The 20,001-nt window shown below is 43.5% G+C and carries 16 protein-coding genes; 7 read left to right on the top strand and 9 right to left on the bottom strand.

The window, feature by feature from the left end; all coding sequences use genetic code 11:
• Window positions 1–3: 3 nt before the first annotated feature.
• Window positions 4–252: a YfhL family 4Fe-4S dicluster ferredoxin gene (locus JMY05_RS13275; RefSeq protein WP_021814308.1), complete on the bottom strand. Its 249-nt coding sequence runs from the start codon at window positions 250–252 to the stop codon at window positions 4–6.
• A gap of 102 nt (window positions 253–354) precedes the next feature.
• Window positions 355–873: a pantetheine-phosphate adenylyltransferase gene (coaD, locus tag JMY05_RS13270; RefSeq protein ID WP_201615292.1), complete on the bottom strand. Its 519-nt coding sequence runs from the start codon at window positions 871–873 to the stop codon at window positions 355–357.
• A gap of 358 nt (window positions 874–1,231) precedes the next feature.
• Here coaD and smpB point away from each other — a divergent pair, with 358 nt between their 5' ends.
• A complete protein-coding gene (smpB, locus tag JMY05_RS13265) occupies window positions 1,232–1,708 on the top strand; it encodes an SsrA-binding protein SmpB (protein ID WP_011512728.1) in 477 nt (158 codons plus the stop codon).
• 104 nt (window positions 1,709–1,812) lie between these two features.
• Here smpB and rarD read toward each other — a convergent pair whose 3' ends face one another.
• Entirely contained in the window at window positions 1,813–2,835 is a 1,023-nt protein-coding gene (gene rarD / locus JMY05_RS13260; protein ID WP_045443587.1) for an EamA family transporter RarD, read from the bottom strand.
• Window positions 2,836–3,124: 289 nt separating this feature from the next.
• On the opposite strand from rarD, the gene JMY05_RS13255 reads away from it, so the two are divergent.
• The 5 genes from JMY05_RS13255 to JMY05_RS13235 all read left to right on the top strand — a co-directional run bounded on the left by JMY05_RS13255 (window position 3,125) and on the right by JMY05_RS13235 (window position 8,828).
• Window positions 3,125–3,592, top strand: coding sequence for an Lrp/AsnC family transcriptional regulator (locus JMY05_RS13255; protein WP_045443585.1), 468 nt, complete (start codon window positions 3,125–3,127; stop codon window positions 3,590–3,592).
• Window positions 3,593–3,734: 142 nt separating this feature from the next.
• Window positions 3,735–4,490, top strand: coding sequence for a hypothetical protein (locus JMY05_RS13250; protein ID WP_227678192.1), 756 nt, complete (start codon window positions 3,735–3,737; stop codon window positions 4,488–4,490).
• A gap of 220 nt (window positions 4,491–4,710) precedes the next feature.
• Window positions 4,711–7,170 carry a YgiQ family radical SAM protein gene (locus JMY05_RS13245; protein ID WP_201615291.1) on the top strand — a complete coding sequence of 820 codons (2,460 nt, stop codon included), beginning with the start codon at window positions 4,711–4,713 and terminating at the stop codon, window positions 7,168–7,170.
• Window positions 7,171–7,504: 334 nt separating this feature from the next.
• On the top strand, window positions 7,505–7,918 hold the full coding sequence (locus JMY05_RS13240) for a hypothetical protein (RefSeq protein ID WP_045443583.1): 414 nt from the start codon (window positions 7,505–7,507) through the stop codon (window positions 7,916–7,918).
• Between the two features lie 346 nt (window positions 7,919–8,264).
• Window positions 8,265–8,828, top strand: a complete 564-nt coding sequence (locus JMY05_RS13235; RefSeq protein ID WP_227678190.1) for a hypothetical protein — start codon at window positions 8,265–8,267, stop codon at window positions 8,826–8,828.
• Between the two features lie 50 nt (window positions 8,829–8,878).
• Here the strand turns inward: JMY05_RS13235 and JMY05_RS13230 are convergent, their stop codons facing one another.
• The 4 genes from JMY05_RS13230 to JMY05_RS13215 form a co-directional block, all read right to left on the bottom strand.
• Window positions 8,879–10,309, bottom strand: coding sequence for a DUF2971 domain-containing protein (locus JMY05_RS13230; RefSeq protein ID WP_201615290.1), 1,431 nt, complete (start codon window positions 10,307–10,309; stop codon window positions 8,879–8,881).
• Between the two features lie 3 nt (window positions 10,310–10,312).
• Complete coding sequence (ligA, locus tag JMY05_RS13225) at window positions 10,313–12,412, bottom strand: NAD-dependent DNA ligase LigA (RefSeq protein ID WP_045443579.1); 2,100 nt, start codon at window positions 12,410–12,412, stop codon at window positions 10,313–10,315.
• Window positions 12,413–12,705: 293 nt separating this feature from the next.
• On the bottom strand, window positions 12,706–13,722 hold the full coding sequence (locus tag JMY05_RS13220) for a cell division protein ZipA C-terminal FtsZ-binding domain-containing protein (protein ID WP_045443577.1): 1,017 nt from the start codon (window positions 13,720–13,722) through the stop codon (window positions 12,706–12,708).
• A gap of 214 nt (window positions 13,723–13,936) precedes the next feature.
• On the bottom strand, window positions 13,937–17,899 hold the full coding sequence (locus tag JMY05_RS13215; protein WP_201615289.1) for an AAA family ATPase: 3,963 nt from the start codon (window positions 17,897–17,899) through the stop codon (window positions 13,937–13,939).
• Between the two features lie 139 nt (window positions 17,900–18,038).
• Here JMY05_RS13215 and JMY05_RS13210 point away from each other — a divergent pair, with 139 nt between their 5' ends.
• Window positions 18,039–18,338, top strand: coding sequence for a DUF4298 domain-containing protein (locus tag JMY05_RS13210; RefSeq protein ID WP_045443574.1), 300 nt, complete (start codon window positions 18,039–18,041; stop codon window positions 18,336–18,338).
• A gap of 127 nt (window positions 18,339–18,465) precedes the next feature.
• Here the strand turns inward: JMY05_RS13210 and JMY05_RS13205 are convergent, their stop codons facing one another.
• Both JMY05_RS13205 and JMY05_RS13200 read right to left on the bottom strand, forming a co-directional pair.
• Window positions 18,466–18,987, bottom strand: coding sequence for a hypothetical protein (locus JMY05_RS13205; RefSeq protein WP_045443571.1), 522 nt, complete (start codon window positions 18,985–18,987; stop codon window positions 18,466–18,468).
• 49 nt (window positions 18,988–19,036) lie between these two features.
• On the bottom strand, window positions 19,037–19,840 hold the full coding sequence (locus JMY05_RS13200; protein WP_201615412.1) for a sulfite exporter TauE/SafE family protein: 804 nt from the start codon (window positions 19,838–19,840) through the stop codon (window positions 19,037–19,039).
• Window positions 19,841–20,001 lie beyond the last annotated feature (161 nt).

Raw genomic sequence — 20,001 nt, 5'->3', positions numbered from 1 at the left:
ATTTTATTGACCAGTAATGCGTTTATATTTTGACAACAAATCGCTTTCGGTTTCGACATGATTGGGATCATGAGGAATACAATCGACAGGGCAAATGACTACGCATTGCGGCTCATCAAAATGACCGACGCATTCGGTGCATAAATCAGGGTCAATCACATAAATGTCATCGCCCTCTGAGATGGCTTCGTTTGGGCAGGCAGGCTCGCACACATCGCAGTTGATGCATTCATCAGTAATTAATAACGCCATAGACTGATCCTTATATTTTACTTATAGCACTTGCATCGTTGGCTTTGACGATTTCGATGCGTTTAAATGTTCGACACATCTTCATTGTCAGCAGGTATTTTGCTATCTAAGATTGAGTTTTTCAGCAAAAGCTTGTGACACACATGGCGGGACAAATTTAGTCACATCACCACCGAGTTTGGCGATTTCTCGAATCATCGTCGAGGAGATGAATGAGTAATTCTGCGATGGCGTTAAAAACACCGCTTCAAAGTTTTCATCAAGCTCACGGTTCATATTGGCCAGCTGAAATTCATATTCAAAATCTGACATCGCACGCAGACCTCGTAAGACAGCGGTGGCGTTTTTTTCACGCATAAAGTCAACGAGTAGACCTTCAAAACCCACCACCGATACTTGTGGTAAGTCAGCAAATACTGTCTCCACTAAGGCGACGCGCTCCTCAAAGTCAAATAATGGCTTTTTATGATGACCTGATGCTACCGCAATCACCACCTCATCAAACAATTTGGTGGCGCGTGTGACCAAGTCTACATGACCATTGGTAATAGGATCAAAGGTACCAGGATATAAAATTCTGGTGTGCAGCTTTGAGGAGTTAGCAGAAGTAGAGTGGCTCATAGCGTGGCTAATAGGGTCAGTAATAGTAGGCTATATGCTAGCAAATTTTGCTCAAACTTCATACTTATCGTCGATGCATTTGTAAATAGTTACCGCCTTAACCTCACTTAATGTACTCAGTCTTCTGTTTGCGCTCGATTGCTGTGTACCCACCTTAAATGACTTCGACTATATTGGCTACATTTGTCCTAATAGCCGACTTACATTTTTATTAGAGGCTTTGCTACAATAGGCGGTTCGACTCATCCGTTTTATAAACAAAATAAAGGACAATACCATTTATTGAGTTAGGATGAGGAATCAGTAGGACTAGTCAGATAAGGACTTTGTATTTGTAGGCAGTCCTTATGGAGAAATTATGTCAAAAAAATCAAAAAAACCAGAGAATCAAATTTGTGCCAATAAAAAAGCTCGACACGAGTATTTTATTGAAGAAACGTTTGAAGCAGGTCTGTCGTTACAAGGTTGGGAAGTAAAAGCCATTCGCGCAGGCAAAATGACCATTACCGAAGCTTATATTATCTTTCGTAATAATGAGGCATTCTTATTTGGCGCGCATATCCAGCCGCTACTATCCAGCTCGACGCATGTCAGCCCTGATAGTATCCGTACCCGTAAACTGCTGCTTAATCGCCGCGAAATCGAAAAGTTAATGGGTGCAGTCAACCAAAAAGGCTATGCCTGCGTACCGTTATCCTGCTATTGGAAAAACTCGTTGGTGAAATGTCAAATTGGCTTGGCACTGGGTAAAAAACAACACGACAAACGTAAAACGCTTAAAGACCGTGATTGGGAACGTGATAAGCAGCGTGGCTTTAAGAAGGATTTAGATTAAAGCCATCTTTCAACAGATTGGTGTTAATCTTAAAAAAACGGACGATTCAGCATAGTGTTGAATCGTCCGTTTTTATTTGTTCAATCAAGCTTACTTATTAATTTTCAAATAGCTGGCGCAATCTTTGTCGTTTGCGATTGTTTATGAGCGCGGCGCAACTGCCTAACCCCATGGGCAATTAAAAAGACAATACCGAGCCAAATCAAACCATAGCTATAAATCATCGCTGATTCAAAAGGATTGCCCAGTACAGTGATGGCTAAGATAAATAATAATGCAGGCTCTAAATAGCTCATCATGCCATAGACATTCACTGGCAGCATTTGGCTAGCATCCACATTGGTTTTCATGGCCAACACGCTCATGATACCAAGTCCCGCCAGCATGAGAATAAAAAAGCCGGAACCGCTAACCAAGCTTAGACTACTCGGTGCAATAAAAAATAAATACGCCACAGCAAACGGTGCAAATATCGTCAAATCAACCAATAACCCAGTAATCGCACCGATACCTTGCAAACGGCGCAAAATATAATACAGCGGATACGTGCCGCAGACCCAAAGCGTTGCCCAAGAGACACTTTGCGTACGGATAATTTCACTGCCGACTCCTAATACGGCAAAGCCAACCGCCAACCATTGCAGACGGCTTAACTTTTCGCCAAAAAAGACGCAGCCAAATATAACCATCATCAGTGGAAATAAAAAATACCCCATCGCGGTTTGTACGCCCTGCCCATTGACTGGCGCCCACATAAATAACCAAAACTGGCTTAAGAATATAGGCGTTGGCAATAGCAACCATGCCCATTGTTTAACAGAGCCTAATGCTTTGAGTTTATCGATGTGAAAACCTAAGCGCCCACTGATCAGCAAATATCCTATCAATGCCGCCCACATTGCCAGCATCCGCCAGATAAAGACTTGCGTACCTGATAATGGCGCCAAAAAGCTGCTGTAAGCATACAGTACGCCAAATAATAAATTCGATAACACGGCTAACGCCACGCCCAATATTAATGTGCGTTGCTGTGCGCTACCTGCTGTCCAAATCGCTGGTAATGGCAAGCGTGAGACAGTCGTTGCGAGCGTATTTGCGAAGACAGTAGAGAGCATTGAAGTAGACATAAAAGCACCATAAGTTTAAATAGACATTAGAAAACCAGCTGTGAGCTTTTACTTGTTATGGTTAAGCTTTGGTTGCTAGGCTTTAATTGCTAAGTTTTGATTGTTAAACCTTGATTAATAGCGTCTATTTTACTGAGTGTCGGTGAGATATTATTGCTATAAAAATCTATTTATGAATAAATTTATCTTTTAGAACCCTTAAAAATAAATATTTTATTACATTTTGACTTATAGTGATAATAATTATAAAAACCCAGTTAATGAAATGCTTTTCAAAAGAGAGAACACCATGAGCCAAGTTTTAGATGATATCGATAAAGCGATTTTAAATTTATTACAGGACGATGCGACCATGCCATTAAAAACCGTGGCAGAACAAGTGCATGTGTCTATTGCGACGGCTCAGCGCCGCATCCAAGCTTTAATAAGCAATGGCGTCATTACCAAGCAAGTTGCTATCGTTGACCCAAATAAGGTGGGCTACGGACTGACCGCGGTGGTGATGATAGAGATGGCGCGCTCAAATACCTCGATGCAACATCGGTTTGAGCGCTTGATGAATACACAGCCACAGGTGATGAGCTGTTATGAGGTATCAGGTGATGCGGATTTTATGTTGATGGTCAATGCCAAAAATATGAGCGACTACCATCGATTCACGACTGGTTTGCTCACCTATGAGAATAATGTGCGCAACTTTAAAAGCCAATTTGTGATGAACTTTACTAAAAGTGGTACAAAGATTTTGCTCGATTAATTTGATTATGAAAACTGCTTGGCTGTTTAATTAAAAGTAGATAAGTCGCGGTCAAACAAGGTACGATATCAACGAAAGTTTGGCAGTAAATAATAGATGCCGCATCAGTAGTCCATCGCCTAGTAGACAAGGAAGCCTTACCATGACTAAAAACACCCGTACCATTAGAAAAGAAGAAAGTAATAATCCAGTACTAAAAGCATTAAGCTTTAAGACAGTGATGGCCAGTGCATCGCTTGCGGCATTGCTAGCCAGCTCTGGCTGTGCAACCAGTTCATTATTAGACAGTGACAATCGAGTCAGCACAACGACAACTAAAAGTGTGTTGTCACAAGATCAAATTGTGGCCTTTGGTCGCCCTGCACAAGCATTGCCAAAAATGCCCAACGCGACCATGGTGATCGTCGGTGAAAAAAACAGCTATGTGCTGACCCAAGGTGGGACAGAGATGGTGAATTTACTGACCAATTTGACACCAAAAAATATCCAAGTCGATAATGAGATGAACTTTTATGTGCCCAATAATGATGGCTACTTTCAGGGTGAGATGAAGCTGTCTTATGCCAAACTAAAAGATGAATTTAAACGTTCTGACTATCAGTTCTTTTTGCAAAACAACGGCAAAGAATGTACCTCAGCCAGCGACCAGCGTATCAATGCTCAGCGCTTTTGCTTTAGCGTTCCTGTCAAAGGTGCTATCTATCCACAAGTCAGTAATTTAAGCATGATTCAGTCGAATTATCGTGCCTTAAGCAAACCTTATACGGTCAATTTTTATACACAAAGCCAGCAAAAACAAGTGTCTCGTAGTGGCGCTAATACGGCGCAAAAGCTGGTTTTATTGCCTTTTGCGTTAGCTTTTGACGTAGTTACTTTCCCATTTCAGTTATTAGAGTAGTAAATCCTTACTATGAACGATGATTTGGAATAAAGATGCGCTTAGTTTCTACAAGCCTTTTTATTCATAGATTACTTAAACTATCAATAACTTATCGCTAATCGTTTATCACATCATGAGCGTAATTCATGTTAAAATGAGCACTTTTAAATGAGCCGTTAATATTTTTAATGAATAACGGCTTTTTTTAGTGCCATTTTTCTAATTAACAGGTCCGCTCATGTCTGCCGATACCATCGCCCGCACCGCCTTTAAACAAGGCACCAAACCACTTTACGACTACGACAAACATTGGGCAAGCTGTTACGAGCCAGCGCCTTATTTGCCAATGAGCCGCAAAGAGATGGACGATTTGGGCTGGGATGCCTGTGATGTCATCATCATTTCAGGCGATGCGTATGTCGATCATCCAAGCTTTGGTATGGCGATTATCGGTCGTCTACTAGAGTCACAAGGCTTTCGTGTGGGTATCATTGCTCAGCCCGATTGGAAGAGCAAAGACGCGTTTATGGAATTGGGCAAACCTGTCTATGCCTACGGCGTGACCGCAGGCAACATGGACAGCATGATCAACCGCTATACCGCCGATCGCAAGATTCGTAGCGATGATGCATACTCGCCGGGCAACGTGGCAAATAAACGCCCTGACCGCGCCGCTATCGTCTATAGCCAGCGCTGCCGCGAAGCTTATCCTGATGTGCCAATCATCTTGGGTGGTATCGAAGGCAGTTTACGCCGTATCGCGCATTATGATTACTGGTCGGATAAAGTCCGCCGCAGTATTTTGATGGATGCCCGTGCCGATGTTTTATTGTACGGTAATGCTGAGCGCGCCATCGTCGATGTGGTACATGGTCTGTCAAAAGGCTACAGCTTTGAGCAAATGAGCAAATTGCGCGGTACCTCATATCTATTGACGCCAACGCGCCGCCATTGGCAAGACGATATGACTGAAGTCGCTAGTAATGATGTCGATACCGTTGGCCGTGTTGACCCAATTATCAACCCTTATGTGATGACCGAAGACGTGGATCAATGCTCAATCGAGCAAGACAAACCCAGCGATTCACCGGTTGGGCAAGCGCTCTCAGGAATGGCTTCACAGTATCCGGGCTTCGTATCTGAACCAGTTACCAATAAAATTCTAAATGCCGAGCAAGTTGACGAAGAAACGCAAGTGGTGCAAATGCGTGGTTTTGATAAGCCAATGACGGCGCGTAAACATAAAATAAAAATGCCACCACGTGAAAAGACGGTCATTCGTCTGCCTGATTATGAGCACGTCAAATCTGACCCTGTTTTATACGCTCATGCCAGCCGTATCTTACATCTTGAGACCAATCCGGGTAATGCCCGTGCCCTCGTGCAACGTCATAGTAGTGGCGCTGGTAATTCGCACACCTCCATCGATGTCTGGCTCAATCCACCACCGATTCCGCTCTCGACTGAAGAGATGGATTACGTGTTTGACTTGCCGTATGCCCGCTTGCCGCATCCAAGCTATGGCGATGCACGCATCCCTGCTTATGACATGATTAAGTTTTCTGTCAATATCATGCGCGGCTGTTTTGGTGGTTGTACTTTCTGCTCGATCACTGAGCACGAAGGACGCATTATCCAAAACCGCTCGGAAGAATCTATCCTACGAGAAGTCGAAGCCATTCGTGATACCGCACCTAACTACACTGGCGTTATCTCTGACCTTGGCGGGCCAACGGCCAATATGTATCGTCTGAGCTGTAAAGACGAGACCATTGAAAAGAATTGCCGTAAGCCGTCTTGTGTCTATCCTGACGTCTGCGAAAACCTAATTACCGATCACAGTAATTTGACCAAACTATATCGCAAAGCCCGTGATATCAAAGGTGTGAAAAAGATTCTTATAGCCTCTGGCTTGCGTTATGACCTAGCGGTGAAAGATCCAGAATACGTCAAAGAATTGGTCAGTCATCATGTCGGTGGTTATCTAAAAATTGCACCTGAACATTCAGAAGAAAACGTCTTATCGAAAATGATGAAGCCGGGCATGGGCAGCTATGATAAATTTAAAGCCATGTTTGAGCAGTACAGCCAAGAAGCGGGCAAAGAGCAATATCTCATTCCTTACTTTATCGCCGCGCATCCGGGCACGAAAGATGAGGATATGATGAACCTTGCGCTGTGGCTAAAAAGCCATGGCTACCGCGCTGACCAAGTACAAGCGTTTTATCCTAGCCCGATGGCGACAGCGACCACCATGTATCATACGCACAAAGATCCACTGCATAAGATCAGCCGTGATGAAGGTGACATGGATATCGTCAAATCTGGTAAACAGCGCAAATTGCATAAAGCGTTCTTACGTTATCATGATCCAAAAAACTGGGTATTATTGCGTAAAGCTCTGCAAGATATGGGTCGTGGTGATTTGATTGGTAAAAACCGTGGCTGCTTAATCCCGCCGTTCAACGCCAGTTTAGAAGGGCGCGATGCGGCACAAGACAGCTATCAATCGGCGCGTAAAAAGAACAGCCGCTTGGGTAATGATTCGGTGAAGCGTAATAATAATTCGTCAACCAATGGCGCATCCGCTAAAGGCGCTGCGGGTCAAAACACAGTCAGCAAAAATACCAAAAAGCGCGTGAGCAAAGGCAATTTCCAAACCCAGCATACGGGTCTGCCACCGCGTAAAACCAAGTAGTTAAAGCCCTGTATCTTATTGCTAAATACAGATGCTTAAATGAGTGACGAACACTTATTTAAGCTCATAAAAAAGCGTCTATCGGTCAAAAGATCGATAGACGCTTTTTCATTTCAATCGGTTTATTTTTAATAAATTCATAATCAAAGCTCAAATACCGACCAAAACGCACCAAATGATGCGTTACATTAGTCAGTGATTAAGTAACTTAATGAACACGTAACAAACAATTTCTAACATTCTTCAAGCGCTGTTTTCGTTACCATATGCGCTATATGCTTAACGCATTATTAAAAATAAATACATTATGATTTTTATATCTTTGGAGAATGCCATGAACACCCTAACTAAATTTGCTGTTGCCCTACCTACCCTTGCCCTATTAAGTGCTTGTGCGACCACAGCTCCTACTACGCCAAATGCATCAAACACGCCTGCATCAGAAAGCGTCACCGATGCCGCTTATGATCGTATGGCACCAGCACCTTATACCTGTACTGACGACAGCACCATCATGGCTAAACAATCTATCAATAAAAAACAAGTGATGCTCAATGCAACCTTGCCTAAAGTAAAATGGGCTGAGCAACCAATCATCTTAAATGGTGATGTGCAAGGTGATACCGCAAGCTACGTTAATGAGTCAAACCCAGAAGCTGTCTATGCATGGCACATGAAAGGCGACAAAGGTATTTTTGCCATCAAATGGGCAAACGGTAAAGAATATCAAGTAAACTGCCAAATCTAATTAGCTAGCTATAAACAGTCTGCCAGTTTTAAAAAACTAGCTACTTATAAAAAACAGTCATCATAGGATGGCTGTTTTTTTTGCATGTTGATTGAGCAATAATGGCGCTGAATATCTGTATAGTCAATCCTATATAAATCAGATACGGTGTCAGGCTCGCTTAGTCTACTATTTGTAGTACTTTCGCTCGCCTTCCTTGTATCTGAATTATATTGTACCGGCTATATAAAAACTGATATCAGAACCACAGATTTAGGTAAACCGTTGATTAGAATTAACGGTTTGCTGCTTTTGTCTAGAGAAGCATCAAGAAACCTGTCAAAATAGCACTGATAGGACATTGTCTATGATTAATAATACTAAGGATACGTCGATGGCTAAGCGCCTAATGAATATGATGATCATCGCTACTGCCAGCATGTGGGCACTGGCAGGCTGCGACAACAGTGCTGAAACTGCCGCTCAAGCTTCTGAGCCAGTGGTGGCGACCGCAGACTCATCAACGACAGCCACTAAGACTATCGACTGGGCTGTCATGGCGAGCGGTGAGAAGCCCGCTGACCCTGCCAATTATCAATATCCGTTTGCGCTTGATAGCCAAAATGTCCGTGATTATGCAGAATATTTCAAAGTGGATAATGCCACCGCTCAGCATAATCTAACGGTGAGCATGGCAAGTAATGAGGCACTATCTAAAGCGTTGGATCAGCTCAGTGAAAGCTATGTTTCACATGAGCTAACCGATGGCAATGAGATGAAACTTATCATTCATACCACGCCTGATGTCGCTGCCAGTAGCTATGATTACGTGCTGTCTGATGACTTTGCGAAAGGATTGGTATTACCGATTGAGATTAAACCTGATGGTAAGAAGAGTGATGTGAAGGGGCATGGTGAGGTGGCGGAGTAGAAGTTAATAGCGTGTGTTTTGATGTATATGACACACGCGACTAAAAAATATTAGGTCTGACGATATGGATTGTTGGAGAGTTCAATTTTTACATTCGTATCGCAAAGTAACTTAGCTAAATAGGGCTGATACTGAGTAGCTGCTGGGGCAATGTAGATTTTATCAAGGTGTGTTTTGACATCTGCATCATACTCAACATATAAGAATTTACCAAAATCCATTTTTACTTTGGGATCTTTGAGTGAAGTAATATAAAGCATTCGACACTCTTGCTCCTCCTGAAAAGCTATATGCTTAATTAAATACTTTATTGGTAGTAAAATCCTATCTAGTAAAATATTTACTTCTGAAGCTTTCGATTGATCTAGCTCACTTACAATGTCCATAGCTTTCTGATATGCACTTTTCAAACACTCAAACCATATCAAAAACTCGTTTGCCTTTTTATCGATATACTTTTTATATTTCATCCATTTTATGTCAGCTTCAACGCGGTCGCTAAATTCTCTATAAAAGGTAATTTGATTGCGTTGTGCTAAATGTATAAATTGAGAACTAGGATCTATATAAACACAACGTATTACTGGCTGCTGGCTAATTTTTCCCTCAGATACTTCTTCATCTAAGATTCTTTCAGTTGCGATAAATGACATTTGATCAGGGTGGTCATTTTCTTTAAAAAAATTTTTATTGAATATCAAACTAATACCAGAAGCTTCCTTATAGTCTTGCTTACCATAAAGTCTAAACTGGTTTAAACTATCATGATTAAAAGTAAAACATCCAATAAATGTCTGACATTCACCATCAAACCTTACTTCACGATTTCTCTCTTTACTGTCGTTCTTTAAATAACCCTCAAGTAACTTACCTTCACTAGGGTCATTAACGTTATGAATAGTATTTAATCGAAAAAAATTAGTATTTGGATTATGTAGCAAAATATTGGCCACTTCAGTTGAAGTATAATGTGCAAGCTTACGCTCTGCATGCAACTGTTTCTTTCCTATACTGTTGATATCAATCTTTAATATGGATAATATCTTATATACAAGATTAGATATTTCAAAAATATTTCTGCCTAATTCCTCAGAACTCTTATCTAAAATTAAATCGCATATATCTATTTTATTTTTTGCTTCGTAAGGAAACTTATTTTTTACAAAGACGAAACTGCTCTTAGCATGTGCTATATCTGCTAAGCTACTACTTTCTAAAAGTATATCCCCTATAAAGAACTGAGCATTCTCGTAAATACTTTTATTCTCTTCAAGTCTGATACTATTGAACACTTCTAGCGCTTCTTCCTTATAGTCTTTATTCAACAAAATAGTAGCTATGAGAAATTTCGTATTTGCTATACTTATTTTATTCCCATTACTGCTTATTATTATTCTTGCTAATTTCTTAACTATTCCACGAGTATATTCATCTGGAATCTCTTCTAACTTATCAATAATTTTTCTATCACTGTCTGTCACAACTTACTCCCCAACTATCGCCAAAAACTCTTCTTCACCCACCACTTTTACGCCTAATTTCTCTGCCTTCGCCATCTTCGAGCCAGCTTTATCACCTGCCAGTAGAGCCGTTGTTTTTGCTGAGATGCTGCCTGATACTTTAGCACCAAGCGCCTGTAGTTTCGCTTTGGCCTCATCACGCGCCATGCTATCAAGTGCGCCCGTAATGACCCACGTTTGCCCATCGAGTGGTAGACCTTCTGAGGCGACCTGCTCGACCTTGTCCCAATGCACGCCAGCTTCAAGCAACGAATTAATCACTTCGATATTATGCGGTGCGCGGAAGAATTTATAAGCAAGTTCAGCGGTGATCGCACCGACGTCAGGCGTTTGCAGTAGCTTATCGATATCAGCAGCCATCAGGCTATCAAGGTCACCAAATTGCTGCGCCAAATTCTGCGCCGTCGTCTCACCGACACCGCGAATACCCAGCGCATAGATAAAGCGAGCCAATGTCGTATGCTTACTGGCTTCGATAGCACTAAGGATGTTTTGTACCGATTTTTCGCCCAGCTTATCAAACGTAATCAGCTCGTCTTGATGATTGTGCAATTGATAGATATCAGCGACTGTCTTCACCAAGCCATGCTCAAAAAAGCTAATCAGCCAACTTGCGCCTAAGCCATCGATATCCATCGCCCGACGCGAGACAAAGTGGATAAGTGCCTCAACCTGCTGCGCGGGACAAAATAGCCCACCAGTGCAACGCGCCAACGCTTCATCTTTGGGCAACACCACAGGCGAGTCGCATACTGGGCAGGTCGATGGCAACGTAACAGGTTCAGAATTTTCTGGACGTTGATCTGTCCAAACACGGGTCACTTTAGGAATCACATCGCCTGCACGGTGGACGCTGACCATATCGCCTGCCCGTACATCCAAGCGCTGAATCTCGCCAAAGTTATGCAAGGTGACATTGCTGACCGTGACGCCGCCGACTTTCACAGGTTCTAATTTGCCAACAGGCGTAATCGCGCCAGTGCGTCCGACTTGCCATTCGATAGCATGCAAGCGTGTCATGACCGTTTCGGCAGGGAATTTATAAGCGGTTGCCCAGCGCGGCTCTCGCGATAAAAAACCAAGCTGCTGCTGCAACGCCAAGCTATTGACCTTGATGACCATGCCATCAATCTCAAACGGCAGCTCGCCACGTGTTTCCTTTACCGATTCATAATAAGCTTGAGCCTCGCGTGGATTTTGTACCACCTCGACTGCACTGACGGTAAAGCCAATGGTCTTTAGCCATGCAAGCGCTGCTGATTGGGTTTTGATATGTTCAGGTAACCCTTGATTGACTGAATAACAGTAAAATGCGAGCGGACGGCTAGCAGCAATGGCGGGATCTAGCTGACGTAAGCTTCCAGCAGCGGCATTGCGTGGATTGGCAAAAGTTTTGTCGCCCTTTTCTTTAGCAAGGCGATTCAAACGCTCAAAGCCCGCTTTCGGCATCAAAACTTCACCGCGCACTTCTAATAATGGAATATCGCTTGCAGCCGCGAGCCAAAGTGGCAAATTGCGAATGGTTTTGGCATTTTGGGTGATGTCTTCGCCCGTTTGCCCATCACCGCGTGTCACCGCTTGGACAAACTTGCCATAAGCATATTTGAGTGATACCGCCAAGCCATCTAGCTTTAGCTCCATCTCGTATTCAGGGTTTTTCTGTGCATCATTGAGACGATCATTCACGCGGCGCATAAAGCCATGTAATTCATCATAATCAAAGACGTTGCCAAGCGAGAGCATCGGAATATCATGAGTGACTTGGGTAAAAGCCGATAGCGGCATGTCGCCAACTTGATTGATTGGGCTGTCTGGCTGTACCAAATCTGGATATTGTTCTTCAAGCGCCAATAAAGAGCGGCGCAACTGATCGTATTCGCTGTCTTCTAAAATAGGATTATCAAGCACATAGTAGGCATAATTGTGCTGCTTAAGCGCATCGATAGACGTGCGCATCTGGGTGACGATAGCATCATTATTTTTTATAGGGTTGGTAGTATTGATGTCTTTATTAATGTCTTTATTAATGTTTTTAGAGGTAAGCGGTGAGATAGGGTCAGTCATAGTCGGCGTCTTTTTCTTTGCAATTCAAGATGCCGATATGATAACAAGTTTGTAGGATGCTCGGATATAGTCGTTCCTATATAAATTAGATACTGTGTCAGGCTCGCTCAGTCTACTATGTGTAGTACTTTCACTCACCTTCCTTGTATCTAAATTATCTTGAACCGACTCTAGCATTTTGCAGAAACTAAAGCCCATTAAAAAAGGCAAATAACGTCAATCGCTATTTACCTTTTAGAATACTGCTAATATGAATCAGCTTTTATTAATCAACCTGTATTAATACATTAAAACTAACCTTCATAATCGCGAACTTGGTTACGCAATTGCTGCTTGTATTCAGGGGTGATTGGTTCGTTCTCTTCATCGAGCATAATGGCATCCAAATCACTTGCCATCATGTAAGCGATGCTCATCATACTATCGAAGCTACGCAGCGCTTGTGGATGCGGCAGCGATAAGAATACTACCACGCCATTATAAGTATTGGTCGCCACGCTATGCGGATCAAAAGGCGCGATGCCACTATCAGTGATGCCCATCATACTGAACCATAGCATACCAGTGCCATCTTTTTGCTCATAGCGATGGAACATATTCATCGCGCCATAGCGCAGACCATACTTATCAATTAATGCCAATAAATCACGACCACGGATAATCGCGGCTGGACGGTCGCGATATTGATGCGGCAAGATAGTGATATTAATGTTGTCTTTGGCATTGATGAGTGGACCGTTTTGCGCTTCATCCACTGGCTCTGATAAATGCTGATCGAGTATCGGACTGTTATTATCGAAGCTTGGCTCGTCTGCGGTATCAATAGAGGGCATCAAGCTGTCAGTTGCGGACATCAAGCTTGAAAACGCATCCTGCTCTTGCTCGATATGCATCTGCTCAGCGGCTTCTGCAAACTCGCTGTTGTCAGCACGCTGCTGCTCTGCTTGCCAGCGCACATAGTCAGCATCATCTATTGTGCCAGTATCGGTGCCATTAACATCCGCATGCCCAGCTGTCAGCTGCGTATCAACATGGGTATGAGATTGGGTCAAAGGCTCGTCTTCGACCACCGCATTTAGATAACTGCGATCAGGAGCGATACTTGTTTCGCCAGCGACTGTATCGTCTAAGTCTGGCTGATCGACGATATTGCGTTCATGACGCGGTATGATAGGAATACCGTTTTTATCATAATTGACCGCTACCGCTTCAGCATTGCTGCGGCGCTTAAAGCTACGAATGACCATAAATAGCCCTGCAAGCATGATAAATGCGGCAATGGCAATCAATATAAACTGAATAGCGGTCATAAGAGATACATCCTAATATATGACAAAAGGGAATACATAAGAGGGAATAAATGGCAATAGTCTAGCATGGCTAATGAATATCGTCACCATATAGTCATCGTTTACCGTGAGGCTGACACACTTGCGTGACGTTGTAATATTGGCACATCATTTCTAACTATACCACTGACAACTGCTACCAGTTATCAATTATTTTTGCTATTCAGCGCTGCTCTTAATCAGAAAGGTAACGTGCCGCCTCATTAAGTGAGACACTGACCAAGGTAGAAATCCCTGCGCTTGGCATGGTCACGCCCTTTAATTCATCGGCAATCTGCATCGTTAATTTATTATGGCTGATAAAGATAAACTGCAAATCGTCTGCTAATTCATGAATGAGGCTGGTAAAGCGGGCGACGTTGGCGTCATCAAGTGGTGCATCCACTTCATCCAGTACGCAAAATGGCGCGGGATGCTGCTTAAATATCGCAAAAATCAAACTCAATGCAGTAAGCGTCTTTTCACCACCTGAAAGCACAGCGAGGCGGCTATTACGTTTGCCTTTTGGCTGTGCCATCAAGGTTAGCCCTGCCCGCCACTGTTCTGATTTTGGCGCATTAACGGGCATATCATCCGTATTGAGCGTTAAACTGGCTTGCCCACCACCAAACACTTTGGCAAATAAATTGGCAAGCTCAATATTGACGGCATCGAGCGTCTGCATAAATAGCGTCTTGGTCGTTTCATCAATCGAAGCAATCGCCTCCGTTAACGTCTGCATACTGGCAGCAATATCAGCTGTCTGCTGCGCGAGTGGCTCTAAGCGTTCATTAACCTCTGCCAACTCTGCCACGGCTGCCAAGTTGACTGCGCCAATTTTGCCTAGCTGCTGCTCAAGCTGCACGCGCTCAGACTCAAGCTCAGCGATTTTATCTGGGCGCACACGGCGATCATGAGCGATAAAATCTGCTAATAAGTTTGAGACGCTCATCACTTGTTGCTGATGTTGTGGACGCTGCGCTATGTCCGATTGTGCTTTATATTTATGACTCACATTATAATAAGCATCTAGCGCTTCTTGCGTATGGCTACTAGCATCCTCTAATTTTGCAGCGCTTAATGCCAGATCAGTGGCAAGACGGGCAAGCTCAGATTGCTGCGTTTGCAAGGTATTTTGTAGCGTATCTAGCTCTACTTGCTGCTGATTGTATTCTTGCTTGAGCACCGTTAATGCGGTCTCGCGCCCTGTTAATACTGACTGCTGCTCATCGCGCGCGGTCTGTGCTGTTTGCAATGCAGCTTGCAGTGCTGGCAATGTACTTTGCTGCTGCTCATGACGCGTCTTTAGATTTTGCTCGCTTTGTAATGACTTTTCAAATTGCGCACTTGCCTGAGCAAGACTACTCACGCTATGCTCTAAGCGCATCTCGATCTGCTGAATACGCAGCTGCATTGCTTGCCAAGCGTCATCATCTGCTTGACGGAGACGACTTAGCTCACTGCGCTCTGCTTGTAATTGCTGAGTTGCCGCGCGAGCATCGGCGATTTGTGGCGTTAGCGCTGCGATTTTGCTTTGGAGATCCTGCTGCTCATGATTGAGCGATTGCTGCTCTTGCACCAGCTCCTGTTGCTCTTGCTCAAGGGTAGATTTTTCAGCATCTAGGCGTTGGCTGTCCGCTTGCAAACGTTCAGCGTTGGCGCGCTGAGTAGTGAGCTTTTGCTGATATTGATGCTTATCACGAGTTAATTGCTCAGCTTGTGCACGGGTCTCTTCTAAGCTAACTGTCATTGCATCATAGTTACGCTGGTTATTAGCAATCGCCTTTTGCTGGTCTTGTATCTTGGTTTCAAAACCATCGAGCAAATTCTCTAACGCTTGCAAACGGCTGCGCTGCTGCAAACGCTGGGTTAAAAATTGACTATTGCTGTTATTGCTACCATTTTGCCCATCTTGCGCACCAACAAACTTACTGAGATTAATCGTGCCCTGACGACTGATAAGCCAGCCGTCAGTCGTGAGTAAAATAGCTGACGATGGCAATACTTTTAAAATCTCAGCAAGCGCTTCTAACGTTTGCTTATTATCTGTCTCAGGCTGTGCGATATATAAATAACAGTGCTGCCAAAGCGCTAAGTTCGGTGCGCTAATCAGCTGTGATAAAGGCAGTACTTTATCAATCAAACTCTCAGGCAATTCGCTAATCAGTTGCTTTGTATTTATCTCATTTTTCTTAGCAGATAGCCACAAACTATGACCCGTTTCTATTTTGATTGATGACTTGTCCACTGTATTGGTTTGCGCATTTTGATAAACAAATAAATCTTTTAACTCATGCTCAAGCACCTGCCATAAGCTATGCGGTTTCTCAGAGTCGTCTCTCGCGTTATCAACACTTGGTTGATAAGTTTGGTTAGAAACCAGCACATGGCTATCTAGCCACAATGCCAATACGCTATCAAGTAGCTCTGCATGCTGCTGCCCTTTCGCGCTTAACTCAATCTGGTCACGCAAGATGGTAATGGTCAATTGGCTATAGTCGCTGACTATTTTGCTTTCTAAATCACTTTTAATATCAGCAGTTTTTGCATGAACAAGCGGTTGCGATTTTGGTGTCGGCTTAGGATGCAATATCTGATGCAGGGTATCGTACTCACCTGCCAATACGGCGTGGCGCTTCTCACTCTCGCTAAGCTCACGCTGCTGCGTGTGCAATTGCTGTTGTAAATCCTGCGCTTGCGGTTGTAGCTCAGACAGTCGCTCATCGACGCTGTCTTGTTGGCGTTCAATCTGATGCAATTGTTTGTTTAGCTCGGCAACTTGCGCCGATAACGTCTGCTGTAAATTATTTGCATTAGAATTATCTTGCAAACCAGCACTTGCAACTGGTGATAGCGACTGTTGGAGTTGCTGCCATAAATGCTGCCAATTTTGCTGACGACGTTGCCATTTTTCATTATTTTGCTGATAACGTTTTTGTGCTTGGCTATTAATGGCTTGCTGCTGTTCTAGCGAGCGAGCTTCATCCTGCAAGCGTGATAGCTGATTTTGCGCGTCATGGTAGGCGCGCTGTAATGGCTGCTCGTTGCGTTTATGCGCTTCACGTTTATTCGTTAATTCATTGAGCTTAGGACGCAATCCTTCTAGCACAGTCTGCTGCTCGGCTTGCTCAGCCTTTAAGCGATTTATCTCATCGACTGCTTGCTGACGTTGTTGATCCAAGCTGGCTAGTTGCTGCTCAATAGCGGTCAGCTGTGACTTGGCATCACCTAATTGATGCTCTGCTTGTTGATAGCTTAGCTGCTGTTGATAATGGGCGCTTTGGGCATCGTCTTTTAGCCACTGCTCTTGATTGATATGCGCGGCAAGTTTATCTTGCTTGGCCTTTAGGGTGTCATAGTTGGCTTGTAAAGTTGATACTTCAGTGGCGCTGCGCTCATGCGCTATTTTTTGCTGCTGCTGGGCATGCTTGGCTTGATAGAGCTGCTGAATGGCGAGCTGCTGTTTGATATCAGCTAGTGTTAGCACTAATTCCTCATAACGCTCAGCACTAGCGGCTTGTTTAGACAGACGCTTTTGTTGGCTGACCAGCTCGCTTTGCATATCATGCAGGCGTGCTAAATTATCTTTAGTTTTCTCTAATTTTTTTTGCGTTTCTTCGCGGCGCGCTTGATAGCGTGAGACTCCTGCTGCCTCTTCGATAAACTCACGCAGCTGCATCGGGCTAGACTCAACGATACGCCCAATCATACCTTGTTCAATCACCGCATAGCTACGTGCGCCAAGTCCCGTACCCAAAAACACGTCGACCACATCACGGCGACGACAACGCGTACCGTTGATAAAATAATCCGAGCGCCCTTCTTTATTTACCTGACGACGAACGGACAGCTCTTGATACAGATTAAACTCATGGCGAATGCCATTCTGCTCATCTTGCGTATGCTCAAAGGTTAGCTCGACACTAGCGACACTTTTGGCGGCTTTACCCTGCGTACCAGCAAAGATGACATCACTCATCGCGCCGCCACGCAGCTGCTTGGCAGAGGTCTCGCCCAGCACCCAACGAATGGCATCAATGACGTTAGATTTGCCACAGCCGTTCGGCCCGACAATGGCGGTGATACCATGACGAAAGGTAAAAGTCGTAGGATTGGCAAAGGATTTAAAGCCTGCCAGCTTGAGAGATTTTAGGCGCATGAGGGATCAGTAAATATGGCGAAAACAGGCGGCTATTCTACCTGAAATTGTGACGGATTTTTAGGGTTTGTGAAGGATGCTATAATAGGGCTGAAAATAATAATCATTCGTCTAAGTATCAAAAAATAAGAGTATAAAAATGCCTAACTATAATCCGCAAGAACTACAGCAAAAATATGAGCAATGGTGCAAACTACATCGCCAGCAACTCGAAGCGCAGCAGCAGTTTTTGCAAGCTGAAGCCTTGCAAAATGAGTTGAAAAATTACTACCTAGACCCTCAATGGATGACAGATCGTGAAGCGGATCTGCCAATTGAACATTCAGGTGATGAATACTCTATCTTTAGTGAAGATGCGCTATGGAGTATGCTCAGCGACCATGATGAGCTAGCAAGAAAGTGGATGCGTTTGGGGCTTGATGCGATTGATAGGAAATAGCATTCTATTAACAGTGAAAGTATTTGGCTTGTCAGTTCCGAATAATTTAAATACATAAATGATTGATAAATAAAAACAGGTAACTGTTTTATCTGAAATCTTGGTCAGTTTTAGAGTTTATATATTATTAAGTATAGTCTGATATATGTTCTTTAATCTTATCGTAAAGTTGATCAAAACTTTTATCAAACCTTATCTTCATTGATTCTCGATTGTTTATACTACTAGAGTTATTGTTAGGGCTATGAGACAAGAGAAACTGACGTGAAATCGCCAAAAAATATTCACAATCAGTACTCAATTCCGGAAAATACAGAATAGTAAGAATTTCAATTTTTGCACCTTTTTCATCGAACTCAGCAGTATCTATAAGAGCTCCACTTTCTAGTTGAGATAGTTGTAAACTAATATTCTTCAGAATATTGGTAAAATCAATAAGTCGGAAGGTCAGCTCTTCGTACTTTTGTCTTCGAAAAACTTGACGGTCATGTTTATGTTCGGAGTCTTGTTTTACAAGATCATGATCGTGGTCAGAGTTCTGTTTTTTAGTATCCTGCTTATACCTTTGAACATTCAAAAAATAATTTGCTACGAATGAAACTCCTCCTCCAGTTATCACACCGATAACACCAGCTATTAATGCGTCCACTCATATTCCCTAAAGTAATATCATCCGAAGTAGTCGAACGATTAGTATTCTAAATCACCCCAATCCCACTTAACAACAGCTGCCCGCCTGCAAACAATAACAACACCCCAAAGGCACGCTTAAGCGTTAACGCAGGCAATTGGTGCGCAAGCTTGGCACCAACTTTTGCCATCGCAAAGCTAGCGATGGAGATACATAAAAAACCCGTAATATGCACAAAGCCTATCGTGCCCTCAGGCAGATTGACCACATCTTGCCCGAACCATGCAAACCCTGCCGCACCAGCCAATGCAATCGGCAATCCACAAGCGGCAGACGTGCCGACCGACTGCTTCATCGGTAACCCCGCCCAATTTAAAAAGGGTACGGTCAAGCTGCCACCCCCAATACCAAAAATAGACGACGCCATGCCAATCCCTGTACCCGCGCCGAACTGTACGCCAGTTGACGGTAGCGGTTTACCCAGCTGCTCTTTATTGGACAAAAACAGCATTTTTAAAGCGACCAATAACGCGCCGACACCGATGATGGCTTGCAATACTTTACCGTCAATCATATCGGCAATACCAGCTCCCACCAAACTACCGATGACCAAGCCGAGTGCCATTTTGCGCCACACTTCCCAACGTACGCCGCCACGCTTATTGTGCGCAGTCATTGAGCTGATCGAGGTCACAACGATGGTCGCCAGTGACGTACCAATCGCCAAATGGGTCACCACTTCTGGTGAAAAATCATAAGCGGTAAAAATCCATACCAGTGCTGGTACGATAATCATGCCGCCGCCAACGCCAAATAAACCGGCACTAACACCTGCAAACGCGCCTGCAATCACAAACCACACATATAACATCATCGAATCAGCCTTTTATCACACTTATTTTTATAAAAATTCTTTAGTTTTATAATCACTTGCCTATCGCATTTGCTAAATCATAATCCGACCTTTATGCTGTTTATTTGGTATTGTCTAATCGTGACAATCTCATGACAATCGCCCAGTATAACAAAGAT

This window comes from Psychrobacter sp. JCM 18902 (assembly GCF_904846615.1).
In the GTDB taxonomy this organism is placed as follows: domain Bacteria; phylum Pseudomonadota; class Gammaproteobacteria; order Pseudomonadales; family Moraxellaceae; genus Psychrobacter.
The sequence above is the reverse complement of the archived record's forward strand: the minus strand, read 5'-3'. Positions and strand labels throughout refer to the sequence as shown.